This is a genomic window from Pelotomaculum schinkii, from assembly GCF_004369205.1.
Classification (GTDB): domain Bacteria; phylum Bacillota; class Desulfotomaculia; order Desulfotomaculales; family Pelotomaculaceae; genus Pelotomaculum_C; species Pelotomaculum_C schinkii.
Map to the genome: position 1 here is coordinate 1,456,373 of NZ_QFGA01000001.1, position 12,920 is coordinate 1,469,292.

General features: G+C 48.5%; 12 protein-coding genes. 1 reads left to right on the forward strand and 11 read right to left on the reverse strand.

Annotated features, from left to right (window positions below; all coding sequences use genetic code 11):
- The first annotated feature begins 162 nt into the window (after window positions 1-162).
- Window positions 163-639 carry a superoxide dismutase family protein gene (locus tag Psch_RS06870; RefSeq protein ID WP_190239623.1) on the forward strand — a complete coding sequence of 159 codons (477 nt, stop codon included), beginning with the start codon at window positions 163-165 and terminating at the stop codon, window positions 637-639.
- A gap of 148 nt (window positions 640-787) precedes the next feature.
- Here the strand turns inward: Psch_RS06870 and Psch_RS06875 are convergent, their stop codons facing one another.
- The 11 genes from Psch_RS06875 to spoVAD form a co-directional block, all read right to left on the reverse strand.
- Window positions 788-1,312, reverse strand: coding sequence for a DUF2284 domain-containing protein (locus tag Psch_RS06875; RefSeq protein WP_190239624.1), 525 nt, complete (start codon window positions 1,310-1,312; stop codon window positions 788-790).
- A 119-nt stretch (window positions 1,313-1,431) separates the two neighbouring features.
- Complete coding sequence (locus tag Psch_RS06880) at window positions 1,432-3,204, reverse strand: aldehyde ferredoxin oxidoreductase N-terminal domain-containing protein (protein ID WP_190239625.1); 1,773 nt, start codon at window positions 3,202-3,204, stop codon at window positions 1,432-1,434.
- Entirely contained in the window at window positions 3,204-3,617 is a 414-nt protein-coding gene (locus Psch_RS06885) for a 4Fe-4S dicluster domain-containing protein (RefSeq protein WP_243123969.1), read from the reverse strand. The genes Psch_RS06880 and Psch_RS06885 overlap by 1 nt, the downstream gene beginning before the upstream one ends.
- Before the next feature lie 453 nt (window positions 3,618-4,070).
- Window positions 4,071-4,715, reverse strand: coding sequence for a fructose-6-phosphate aldolase (gene fsa / locus Psch_RS06890; protein ID WP_190239626.1), 645 nt, complete (start codon window positions 4,713-4,715; stop codon window positions 4,071-4,073).
- A 56-nt stretch (window positions 4,716-4,771) separates the two neighbouring features.
- A complete protein-coding gene (locus tag Psch_RS06895) occupies window positions 4,772-5,134 on the reverse strand; it encodes a VOC family protein (RefSeq protein ID WP_190239627.1) in 363 nt (120 codons plus the stop codon).
- Window positions 5,135-5,309: 175 nt separating this feature from the next.
- On the reverse strand, window positions 5,310-7,334 hold the full coding sequence (gene tkt / locus Psch_RS06900; RefSeq protein WP_190239628.1) for a transketolase: 2,025 nt from the start codon (window positions 7,332-7,334) through the stop codon (window positions 5,310-5,312).
- 910 nt (window positions 7,335-8,244) lie between these two features.
- On the reverse strand, window positions 8,245-9,663 hold the full coding sequence (locus Psch_RS06905) for an S-layer homology domain-containing protein (protein WP_190239629.1): 1,419 nt from the start codon (window positions 9,661-9,663) through the stop codon (window positions 8,245-8,247).
- Between the two features lie 66 nt (window positions 9,664-9,729).
- Window positions 9,730-10,851, reverse strand: a complete 1,122-nt coding sequence (locus Psch_RS06910; RefSeq protein ID WP_190239630.1) for an outer membrane protein assembly factor BamB family protein — start codon at window positions 10,849-10,851, stop codon at window positions 9,730-9,732.
- 225 nt (window positions 10,852-11,076) lie between these two features.
- The gene (locus Psch_RS06915) at window positions 11,077-11,532 is read right to left on the reverse strand and encodes a YhcN/YlaJ family sporulation lipoprotein (protein ID WP_190239631.1); all 456 of its coding nucleotides are present in this window, start codon (window positions 11,530-11,532) and stop codon (window positions 11,077-11,079) included.
- Between the two features lie 14 nt (window positions 11,533-11,546).
- Complete coding sequence (gene spoVAE / locus Psch_RS06920) at window positions 11,547-11,900, reverse strand: stage V sporulation protein AE (RefSeq protein ID WP_134217535.1); 354 nt, start codon at window positions 11,898-11,900, stop codon at window positions 11,547-11,549.
- A gap of 11 nt (window positions 11,901-11,911) precedes the next feature.
- Window positions 11,912-12,919: a stage V sporulation protein AD gene (spoVAD, locus tag Psch_RS06925; protein WP_190239632.1), complete on the reverse strand. Its 1,008-nt coding sequence runs from the start codon at window positions 12,917-12,919 to the stop codon at window positions 11,912-11,914.
- Window position 12,920: the final 1 nt, after the last annotated feature.

Below are 12,920 nucleotides of genomic sequence, written 5' to 3' on the forward strand. Positions count from 1 at the left end.
GCCCCGTATTTATTTTATGTCTGGAAGCATTTGCTTTAATATGGGTGGGCTCTGTAACAATAACCGGTAAATTTTTTTAGAGGGCTTATTTCAGTTGGTCTCATATTTTCACATTTTTTCATAGCATAAAAAGAGATCCTTGTAAAGGGGAACAATTCCAAAATGAATACCACAAAACCAGCCTATGGAACGGCCGGGGCTATCATACGTGGCGGGCCTTTAGCTCCGCAGATAACCGGAGTCGTGCATTTTATTGACGTCCCAGGCGGCGCCTGGGTTTATGTCGACGTGGCAGGGCTGCCGCCTTATCAACCCGCTCAGGCCGGCAACCCGCCTATCGGGCCCCATGGCTTCCATATCCACGAATTCGGCAACTGTGAAGTCGGCGATCCCGGGAACCCATTTCAAGCAGCCGGTGAACACTGGAACCCTTACAACCAACCGCACGGCAACCATGCCGGTGACTTTCCCGTGCTGTTTTCAAATAGCGGCCGGGCTGTTATGAATTTTTTCACCAACAAGTTTCGTGTCGCGCAGTTAATTGGCAAGGCTGTAATCATCCATCAAAACCCGGACGATTACCGGACTCAGCCGGCAGGAGCTGCGGGTAAGCGCCTGGCGTGCGGCGTAATCATGTAGGCAGCGGTTCCCGGCTCACCTTCCCGGTCAGCCTCCCGCTCAGGGAGGGACGACAGCCCAGCTTGAGACGGAATGAATGTAAAATTATCACTTAACGATAAAACGGCCCCCAGGCTGGGGGTCGTTCCTTTATGTGTATTTATACCTGTTACTCAATCAACAACAAACCGTAATAGTTCCCTTTGCTTTCTTTGTCCGGTAAAACCTCGATTGGAAAACCGTTTGCCCTCACTGTTGCAAACACATCTATACCGCAGGCTTCCATTGATGGCCTGGCCTCTTTGGAGTGAGCACATTTCTCACCTTCGGGATAGGCACACTTCTCCTTGTAATAAGGCCGGCACAACTCACACACTCCGTTACCCAGCCCGATAACTTTATAGTAACCGGATAAAAACAACTCCCTTTCCAACTGCAAAACGATTTTGGTGGGGCGGTCATCCTGGAGGCAATGGAGCAGCATAGCCTTTTGATAACAATCAATTATTTCCCGGGCTTCCTTTGGGGTCGGGGTGTTGGGAGGACAGCAGTGCCCCCTTCTGGAGCTGCAGCCATACATGCACTTCATCCTTACCCAGGCCGCTGTTTTGATGGTGGCCGGATCAATAAACTTTGCTTCATAAGCGCCAAGGCTTTTGGCTAATTCCAGGAACCGCGTCAAATCGTGGTCCATAATCGATGCCCCCCATGCTTTTATAGGATTTTTTTGCAATATACGCGTTTTCAGCTCAAGCTCCAACCATTCCGCAAGCGGTCAGTCCTGGTCTCCGGCCTGGAATAATCCGGAACCTTTCATCCGGCACTCCCTGAGCCTTTCATTTCTTCCGCCACCAGAGCCGCATAAAGATCAATCATTTCTTTTGCTACCTTTTCCTTCAGCACACCATGAAGGCCCGGTGTTTCAAAGAAGCGCCTGGGCAATTGGACCTGCTTGAGATCGAAACCCAGTTTATCCCTGATCCTCATTTTAGTTTGGAAGATCCTTTGGCCAATTCGCGTCAAAAATGCATCGTCCAGATCAAAGCCTACCGCCCGGCCTGCGGCAATGATCGTAGGCCGGTCATAGACTCTTCTGGAAAACAAGCAGATGATCATGGAGTTAGTCATGCAGCGTTCCTTTTCTTCCTTTAACAACCCCTCAACCATCTCCTGGCTGGTTAGCTGCTCATGGTCCCGGTCCAGCTCATAACCACCGTTACACAAATGGGAATGCCTTGCTCCCACCACACTGCCCACCAAAATGCCATATCCGGTATGATACCCGGACATTTCGTTTTTCGCCATGGTCATGGCAAAGTCCTGTCCGCCATAAACCTGTGCCGCGTGATAACAGCCGCGGCCCAGCAGACTGTAAAATTCATTTGCCGCCCCGGCAATATACCAGACGGCTTTGACATAATTTTCCGTGTCCCCGAACGCCAAAGGAACCAGGGTTTCCCCGGTGGAAAGCAGCCCTTTTTGGAAAGCCTCGGTGGCCCACCCCAGGGCCACACCACTGGACATGGCGTCCATACCGGTTTCCTCAACTGCATCAATCAGCATGAGGATTTCATCTGTGGTTTTAAGGCCAAGAAAGGAACCCAGCGCGAAGACCAGCTCATAATCATAATTGGTATTAACTACTTCATATTCATAGCCCGTGTTTTTGAATTGCCGTCTAAATTGCCCGACGTGGATGCAGTCAACGGGGCAGCCGGCGCAAGCCATCTTACGTACCAAATTCTTTTCGGCAAAAGCTTCGGCGCTTATTGCCTCTACACTCTCAAAATGCCCCGAGGTCAGATTATTCGTAGGGAATGCGTCCATAGCATTGAGAGAAAGTACATATGCTGCCGTACCCAGTCCGCGATACTTCTTCATAATATCAGTACCGGTTATCTTATCGAATATGGAGCGGTACACCTTGAAGTATTCCTTAAAACTGTCAGAAGGAATTGGAATATTTCTGTCACCGGTAACCGTAATCGCTTTAACGTTCTTACTGCCCAGGACCGCCCCTAAACCGAGCCTTCCGAAATGGCGGTAGTTATCAACGTTAACACTGGCATAGGCAACTTTGTTTTCGCCCGCCGGCCCAATCCGCATAATGCTCCTATTTCCTCTAGGTGTTTCATTATCGTGAATCGCCCGCCATACCTCTTCTGAGAGCATGCCCCACAAAGGTCTGGCGTCCTTATGCTCAACCCCTTGACCGGTAATTGATAAGTAACAAGGGTAACTGTACTTGCCGGTGAGGACAACGGCATCATAACCCGCCATACACAGCGCCAGAGCCAGCCGGCCCCCCACATAACTCTCCCCCAGCTCGCCGGTCAAGGGCGAAACAAACATCGCCGCGGTTTTGTTAATCGCCGGGTAGATTGATGCCCCAAGCGCCCCGATGGCAAACACAACCGGTTGCTGTTCATCTAAGGGCTCTAACTCAGGTTTCATGTTTTCCTCAAAAAGCTTGGCGGCCACACCCACTCCACCGAAATAATCGTTTAAGTCTGCCCGCTTTTCAACGCGCGTTGTTCTGGAGGACAGATCCACATAGAGGACTGTTATCGTATTTTCATACAGCATTACGCTTCCTCCATTTCCAAGCATCCATGCGTGCAAAACTGCGTGCAAACACCGCAATGCTTGCAGATAATCGGCTTATTGGTTGTGCTGTCAAAATGAACCGCACCTAAAGCACAGGCGGCAACGCATTTCCGGCAGCCGGTACATCTTTCAGGCAATAACGTAACTCCACCGCCCTCCCTGTCTGCAAGGGCGCCGGTGGGACAGGCTTCCGCACAGGCTCTAACCCCGGTGCAACCGGCACAAACAACCGCTGCCATGCTACCTGATAAACCGCCTGAGGTTATAATTTTGATGGCGCTTTTGGCCAGGGAATGATTATGCCGGTTAACCACCGCACAGGACGTCATGCAGGAAAAACAACCGATGCACCGTCTCATCTCTTTAACCTTTAGAATTTTTGCGATGTTCAACACTCCTACTTCCAGGGTAATTAATATTTCTGTTTTCATGATAAACAATATATCAAAATATTAAGTTCACCTTTTCATCCATCGATTAAATACACCGGAAAGCAACGTCTCCGACTGATAATACCTACTTATACCAAATTTCTTAGTTTAGGTATAGCTCTTCTCCTGTTCTTACTGGTAGAAGGCATCATCTCAAATAAACCATTTGTCTTCAGGAGGTGATTTACGCCTTTGCTGCCGGTTTTTTCGGGGGTCTCAATTTTAAGGTTATCATCTGAGGTTGCTCTCTTTTAAGAGTTTCTCTTCTTTGATTAGCCTCCGGAATACTTAAACATTGTATTTTGTCAATACTGTTTAAGTAATCCGGAGGCCAATTCCCGCATGTCTGAACATTCGTCCAAATGTACAGATATTGTTTTAAAGCATACTCTTACGTGTGTTAATGATTTTATGTCATTTGTTCATAGAATTCCAGTCATCCTTGAACATTTGCAATCCAATGTCAGTGAGCGGGTGTTTTACCATCTTCTTGAGCACCGCGTAAGGGATAGTTGCGATATGAGCGCCTGCCAGTGCGCATTCAACCGTGTACTTAGGATACCTTGGACTTGCTGCTATGATCTGAGTCTTTATATCATGGGCCTTAAAGATATCTGCTATATTTTTTACAAGTTCGGTTCCACTCCCGCCGATGTCATCTGTTCTTCCCAAAAACGGACTCACGTAGGTTGCGCCTGCCCGGGCTGCAAGCAGCGCCTGGTTTACAGAAAAAATCAGTGTCATGTTAGTCGCAATATTTTCTTTGGCAAGAGGACCCAATGCTTTTAGACCTTCTTCAATCATAGGGACTTTAATTGTAATATTTTTGTGTATCTTCTTCAGGTCACGCGCTTCTTCAACCATTCCCTCCCAGTCATCAGCCATTACTTCGGCACTGATCGGTCCGTCGACTATACCTGCTATTTCAGCTAATAACTCCTTAAAGTCTCTCCCTGACTCTGCTACCAGACTGGGATTAGTCGTTACCCCCGACAAAACACCCCATGACGCAACTTCCCGGATCTCATCGACATTCGCGGTATCAATAAATATCTTCATTTCCTACCTCCACTATTTCGGGTTTTATTCAGCCTCACTCAACTTATACTATAAACTTATATGGTTTCTACAAACAGAATTTTTAATCCATCGGGATCCAGCATATAGAAATACTTCAACTCTGGATTGACTTGAAAAGGTCCGCTAAGAATGTCTAAACCTTTTTCCTTAATAAACTTTATCTTTTCATCAACGGAGTTTACTTCAAATCCTAAAGAAATATCCTTACCTATATTAATATCCTTATAGTCTTCCATACATATAAGTTCAATCTTTGTTTCCCCATCTCCCAAAAATGCAATCTCAACTCCTGGACGATCTATATATCTTCTGTCCACTACAAGCCCAACTATTTCCTGATAAAAGTTTAAGGAATCCTCCAGGTTTTTCACCTTTAATGTTGCCGAACGTAATTTCATAGCCTCTTTCCTCCCTAAATTAATAACTTTATATTACTATTTTTCAATCAAGTCGTTGCTGATCGCAATTTAATAAAAAAACAATATATTCAACTTCTTCGATAATATCAATTGGTGCATATAACATTCACACTGTGCTCAACCACACAACTTATCATAGATAGGAGCCATCAGTTCAAACAGCATTTTTACACGCCTGCACTGCCTTTAAAGTCTTTTCTACTATATTTTCCACTGTGAACCCGAATTTTTCAAAAAGCGTGTCGGCAGGGGCTGATGCTCCGAAACGGTCGATACTGATAATTTCACCACTAGCCCCGGTATAGCGATGCCACCCCTGGCTGATGCCGGCCTCCACTGCCACCCGTGCTTTAACTTGCGGCGGTAAAACTGCCTGGTGGTACTCTTGCGGCTGCTGCTCAAATAATTCCCAACTCGGCATACTGACCACGCGAGCTGCAACACCAGTTTTCTGTAGTCTTTCCGCAGCCTGCAAGGCCAGGTGGACTTCAGAACCGCTGGCCAGAATAATGGCGTCCGGCGTGCTGTTGCCTGCTTGGTTGAGTGTATAAGCGCCCCGGGATAGCCCGCCTGCCGCGGCAAACTTCTGCCGGTCCAGCACCGGCAGTTTTTGGCTGGGTAGAATCAGGGCCACCGGCCCTTTTACCGTAAGAGCAGCACGCCAGGCTTCATTTGTTTCGTTGGCATCAGCCGGACGGATAACTGTCAGACCGGGGATTATCCGAAGCGAGGCCAGGTGTTCAACAGGCTGGTGGGTGGGGCCGTCCTCGCCCACCGCGATGCTGTCGTGGGTAAAGACATAAATGACCTTCAAACCCATCATGGCCGACAGGCGCATAGGCGGGCGCATGTAATCGGTGAAAGCCAGGAAAGTAGCCCCGTAGGGGATTAAACCGCCATGCAGGGCCATCCCGTTAAGAATTGAACCCATACCATGCTCGCGGACACCGAAACGAAGGTTCCGCCCCTGATAATGACCGGCGGCAAAGTCGCCGGCGCCTTTGATAATTGTTCTATTTGAGGGACCCAGGTCGGCCGACCCACCCAAAAGGTTGGACAGGCTGCCCGAAACCGCATTGATGAATTCGCCGGAGGCATCCCTGGTAGCCATTCCCTTTTCGTTGGGTGAGAAAACGGGTACATTGCGATCCCACCCGGCCGGCAGCCGGCCGCTTGTCCACTGGTGAAATTCTTGTGCCAATGCGGGAAAAGACTTGGTGTAGGAGTCAAAAAGGTCCTGCCAATTGGCCTCAAGTGACCGGCCCTTTTCCACTGCCTGGCGGAAATGGTCCAGAGACTGGTCCGGGATGTAAAAGGGAGGCTCTTGCGGCCAACCTAAGTTTTCTTTGGTAAGCTTGAGCTCTTCGGCTCCCAGCGGCTCGCCGTGCGCAACGACTTGACCCTGTTTATGGGGGCTACCGAAACCTATATAGGTACGCACCATGATCAGTGAGGGTTTCTCCTTCTCAGCCAATGCCGCCTCGAGAGCCGCCTCTAGGGCAGCGATATCGTTCCCGTCCTCTACCCGCAAAACCTGCCAACCGTAAGCCTCAAAGCGCTTACCGCGGTCCTCGGTAAAGGCCAGTCCGGTGTCTCCTTCGTTCATTATATGGTTGTCGTCGTATAGACAGATCAGGCGTCCCAATTTGAGGTGACCGGCCAGCGAGGCCGCCTCGCTGGTGACCCCCTCCATTAGGTCCCCGTCACCACTAATCACGTAAGTGTAGTGGTCAACAATATTAAAACCAGGGCGGTTGAAATGCGCAGCCAGAAAACACTCGGCCATGGCCATACCGACCGCGCTGGACAGGCCCTGGCCTAAAGGCCCGGTAGTTACCTCAACTCCGGGGGTTTGTCCATACTCGGGGTGGCCGGGTGTCCTGCTGCCCCACTGGCGAAACTCCTTCAAATCTTCCAAAGGAAGGTCATAGCCTGTTAAATGCAGCAGGGCGTAAAGCAGCGCCGAGCCGTGTCCGGCCGACAGGACGAAGCGGTCCCTGTCCGTCCAGGAAGGGTTGGTCGGGTTATGGCGCAAAAACTTGGTCCACAGCACGTAGGCCATTGGGGCAGATCCCATGGGCATGCCGGGGTGTCCGGATTTCGCTTTTTCGACCACCTCCGCTGCCAGCACGCGGATCGTGTTGATGCAGAGCTGGTCCAACTGGTTCACATTGTTCATTGTTCATCCTCTCTCTTTTTCTAACTCAAAGACACCAAAAACCCTTTTTCTGGGGCTCCATGAATTATGAACTTTCAAAGTTGGAAACATAGCTTTAACATTTTGTGCTATTCAAGAGCTAATAGGCTTCTATACTACAAATTTCACCTCCCTTTAAGTACTAAAACAAAAATTGTTTTTTAAAGTACGTAGAATGCGCCGGCTATGATATTGCTTGCGTATGTTGTGAAGTATCTAGCAGGATAGAACGGGTTTCCCATCCAGCCACACGGTGCAAGCCAGCGTCGGAAGTGTCGTAAGGCAGTCTGTGCTAAACATGCCATAATTCCTTCAAGTATTCGCCAGAAGCACAGCCACCAGCGCTATTATGATTGACCGATAAAATCCTGCATGCTTTTTCCACCTTACCTTGTAGTACTATAATCAATAAACGTAAAATCTTAACCACTTTTTACTAAAACTATTAATACCACACGTCCTTTATAAATGTAGCATACTGTTACACTATCTGCAACTAAATAGTTGAAATTAGCAAATACTATGAAAAATTATGCACCTTAAAGAAACATGTGAAATAGTTCACTAATATTTGTAACTATGTGAAATAAATCACAAAAGCCGCATTAGATATATCCATATACTCAAAGTCTAAATTCACTCAATAATTTCTATGATCAGTTTAAAATACAACAATGCGAGACTTGGAAAAGACTGAATCATTAAGAACCGGCGTTTAAAGCAAAAAATGACCTTACGGTCACAACAATTAATGGAACTTGACTCCATCAGTATTCACAATATGTCAAGACATAGATTCCAGCATAATATCAGTATGTCCGACCAAAGCTCATCTATATTTTACGCATCAAAGCCTGGACGATTACCGGACTCAGCCGGCGGTGCTACGTAATTACATAACTTTTATTTCAAGAGGTATCTCATCATCAATTTCTCCCGGGAATGGATCCAAATAGGTTACCTGGACCTTTTCACCAGGCAATATACCGTCTTTTCTAACCCCTTCTTTATCTACCATCCGGGCAAATTCATAGTTGTTGAACCATCCCGGTTTTTTGGCTGATGCAGTACCTTTTAAATACAGGCGCCTATCGCCCAGTTTTTCTACCTGCCCCGATATATTCTTAACCTCCAGCAGCTCTATCCTTGTAGCACGATCCGAATCTATTTCCACGTCTACAAATGTGCCCGCCTTAAGAGAGGCAAGGTCTTTTGGGGCTTTTTCCCCAGCCACTACTGTATCCCAGGCCAGGTGCAAAATCCGCTCTGTGCAGTTCAAGTCACTTACGATTAACAAATTGTCATTGCCCAGCGCCACTGATTTCACGGAACCCCTGATTTTGACCGGGTTTTGTACGGTATTCTTCTGTTGCAGCAGGTTAACCCAACTCACCTTTTTGCTTTTGTCCAATATTATTTCACCAATATAACCGGCCGCCCGCTCAATAGGATATTCCTGATTGGCATTGAGACAATATACACCTTGGGCCACCTTGAACCTTTGCGCTTTGCCAAATGAAGTCAATTCCAGCTCCATACTTCCTCTTTGCGTTTCTATACCGGATATCCACCCTGTTAGGCTCCGGCCTGCATTCATACGCACCCATCCCTGCTCCGCCAGGCGGCTGATGATCACCGACATTTCCGCTCGCGTCAGGCAGCCAAAGGGCCGGAATGTACCGTCAGGATAGCCCGACATCACACCGGCAGCAGCCACTGCTCTGATACAGGCCTGGTCGTCAGAGTCCACCGGCATCACGTCGGAAAAGACTTTGTCCAACGTATAACCGGTCCCTTCAGGCAAGTCTTTTACATCCGTCGCTGTCCCGGATTTAGATGCGGGCGGTGTCAGGTAAAGGACACGGGCAAGCAGCTTTGCTGTCCATAGCCGGGTAGCGGGCGCGGCAAAGTCAAAATCGGAAGCGGCGTCGTAAGATAAAAACCCCTTTTGCACTGCCAGGTCAAGATATTGCTGCCCCCAGGGCACCCGGGGTGTTGCTGTTAAACCCCCGGACGTCAGGCGCTCTGCCTCTGCGGTGAAACCACCCGACCTTAATATCAAAACCGTGGTTTCCAGTTGACTAATCTGTTGGTCCGGCAAAAAAGTGTGATCCGGATAACCGCTGACAACCTCCAGGGCAACCAACCGCGTGATTTGGGTGCGTGCCCAGTGGCCTTGCAGATCGGTTAAGCGAACAGCGTCCTCTGTAATTGACGCTGCTCCGGCAGGCAAGGACCTGGAAAATGCAAATAGAAGGAAAAAGAAGGATAATAGCCCCAACCCAACATATTTCGCTAATCCTATGTTCATGAATCGTCCTCCAGGTTAACATTAAAATAACGCTGTATCTCAAAAATGAATTTGGTTAACCAGCAATTAGTCTTGAATTTTATACAGGCTTCCTTTTTCCGTTGTCACATATATAATTCCACCAGGGCCAAACAGTGGCCGGCATGATACCTTGCCGTCGAGAGTTAGTTCCCAGTCAAGGCGTCCCTGCTGGTTTACAGCCAGCAGACGGTTGTCCTGCGTCCCGAGGTAAACCCGTTTGCTGCCCTCGGCAACAGCCGGCGCTGTCACAACTTTATAAATCAGATTACTCCATGCTTCTGTCCCGTCTGCCTGGTTTAAAGCAACAAGTTTATCATCAGCCCGAAAATATAGCAGACCGTGTTCAGACACAGTGGGCTCCGTCATATTCTTACATTTAACGGAATTGCTCCAGAGTGGGCTGCCGTCACTTTTGCTATCGAAGGCGCATACCTTCCATAGTGTTCCATCAGCATTCTTAATGGGACCCGTAGTGACAAAAAGCCTCCCGTCAGAACCGGTTGCCAGGTTGACTGCCTTTATATTCCCCAGCCAGTACCCCCAGAGGATTTCCCCATCTCCACTCACTGCCACCAACCGGTTTTCCTTACCCCCTATACCGGTAGCCACATATACAGCCTGGGTAGTTCCGGCACAGGCCAGGGTTTTTCGCCCTTTATCAGCCTGGGTACTTATCGCATCGTCACTTTCCCAATGCATCATCCATTTATATTTACCCGCCGTATCAACAGCATAAAGTCCCGACGCCAGTGGGAGGTATAAAAGATTACCGGGACCGAAGGTTAACTGAGAGTCATCTTTGTTGTTACCCTGATAAACAGCAAAACTCCAACCGCTGCCTCCGTTTAACTTAATTTCCTGAATGAATGCGCTGCCCGGATAAAAGACCGAACCATGCTGATCAAAAATCAACCGGCCGGCTTTAGCGCCGCCAGGTACAGTAGCCTCCCAAAGTTTTTGACCACCGGCATCCACCGCTACCAATTTATTTCCTGAAAACAGATAGAATAGGCCATTGGGGCCTAAATTAAAATCCGTTGACTTTCCCAATTTCTGAGCCTGCCAGATAATTTGGGGGGTGCCTGCGTCATAGCACTCAGCTAACGGTATTGTATAAACCATTAGAAAAAATAAAGTTAAAACCATTGCAGCAATTTTCTTAAGCATTAAATCCTCCCCTTGGAATTTCCTATCTTCTATATTTTTCGGTCTTAACGGAGATTCCTTAAGGCCTTTTAGAAATTTGGTTTCCCACTAACTAGTTGGATTTGACTAATTGATTATGAAATCAATCACTAATGCTACATTATAAGTAGTGAATTAATCACCAGCAATAACAAATATCGATATTGTGTTAGTACTACACTTCGTCTCCTGTATCGTACCCCGGGACTAGCTGTCGATCTCTTTGATGATCTTGTTGACATTGCTCAGGACATCTGTCATTTTTGTGTCTTGCGGATCGCTCAACTGGCTTTCTATCTGTTTTAGCTGTACACAATGCTTTTTATCAGAGGTCACATGGACGTTATAAGCCTTATCCAGCTCTTTTATTTTATCGTGCACCTCATTTTTGATGGGTTTGAGGCGCCACCTGTCAAAGCCGGTTACCTTTACGGCAACCGTCACGTCCCGGTTTATGGCTATAGCCGTACTCTCCTTGACCCCTTTAATTGATCCGGCGGTTTCCTTTGCCCTCCGGGTAAGCTCCGTATTGATCTGGATATCCTGCTCATTCTGGTTTGTCTGCCCTGTTTGTTGCTTTTTTAAAGGGGAATTCTGCAGGCCGCAGCCAGTCGCCAGCAGCAGTAACAGCACAATAGCAGTAACCCTTAAAATGCTCTTCATTGTATCACCTTTCCTTATCCCTTGGGCTTAAAAAACAAGGCGGCCAGAAAGCCGAAAATAATGGCCGCGGATATACCTGCGCTGGTAATTTCAAAAATGCCGGTAAGGATCCCGATTATGCCGGAAGTCTCAGCTTCAGACATGGCTCCCTGGAATAAAGAATTTCCGAAGCTGGCTATGGGAATAGTCGCTCCGGCGCCGGCGAAATCAATCAAAGGGCCATAAAGCCCCAAACCGCCTAAAACGGCGCCTGAGACTACAAGTATACTCATGGTATGAGCCGGGGTGAACTTACCGACATCGAGCAGCAATTGCCCTATTACACAGATCAGCCCGCCCACCACAAAAGCCCAAAAATAAACTTCCATAAGAGCACTCCTTAAGATATATACTCAATTGAAACGGCATGAGCGATACAGGGGATGCTTTCCTTCTGCTGGTAAGACAACGGCGATAGAAGCGCCCCCGTGGCGACGATCAAGACTTTTTTCAACTCGCCTTTTCTCATTCTGTTTAAGATATGGCCATAAGTGACGGTAGCCGAACAGCCGCAACCGCTTCCCCCGGCCAATACCGGCTGCTCTTCACTGTAGATGAGTATCCCGCAGTCCGTGAAGATATCTTCCGGGATCTCCAAACCGTGTTTTTTCAGCAAATCGCCGGCGATTTTGAACCCTACCTTCCCCAGGTCTCCCGTGGCGATCAGGTCATATTCCCGGGGCGAAATCCGCAGGTCCCTGAAATGAGCCGTAATCGTGTCCACAGCCGCCGGCGCCATGGCGCTCCCCATACTGAAGGGGTCGCTGATGCCCATATCCACCACTCTGCCGACGGTGGCGGCCATAACCTTTGGACCCTCCCCTTCCCGGCCAAGCAGGGCGGCGCCGGCGCCGGTCACTGTCCACTGCGCTGTGGGCGGCTTTTGTGAACCATATTCGGTAGGATACCTGAACTGTTTTTCAGCCGTAGCATTGTGGCTGGAGGTTCCGCAGAGAACATAATTACCGGCTTTGCTGTCTACAATCAGGGAACCCAGGGCAAGGCTTTCCATTGAGCTGGAGCAGGCGCCGAAAAGTCCAATAAAGGGCACGGCCAGGGTTCTGGCGGTAAAACTGCTGGATATAATCTGGTTCATCAGGTCGCCGCTCAAGAAGAACTGGACGTCACTTTTTTGCAAACCGGCCTTTTCAATGGCGGTTGTACAGGCCTCTTCCAGCAGCTTCTTTTCGGCCTTTTCATAGCTGTCCTGGCCGAGCCATAAATCGCCGTGCAGTTTATCAAAGTCTTTTGCCAATGGACCTTCAGCCTCAAAGGGCCCCCCCACCGCGGCAGTGGCTATAATGGCCGGCCTGTTGCGAAATACCCACGTTTGGTGTCCTTGCAGCATG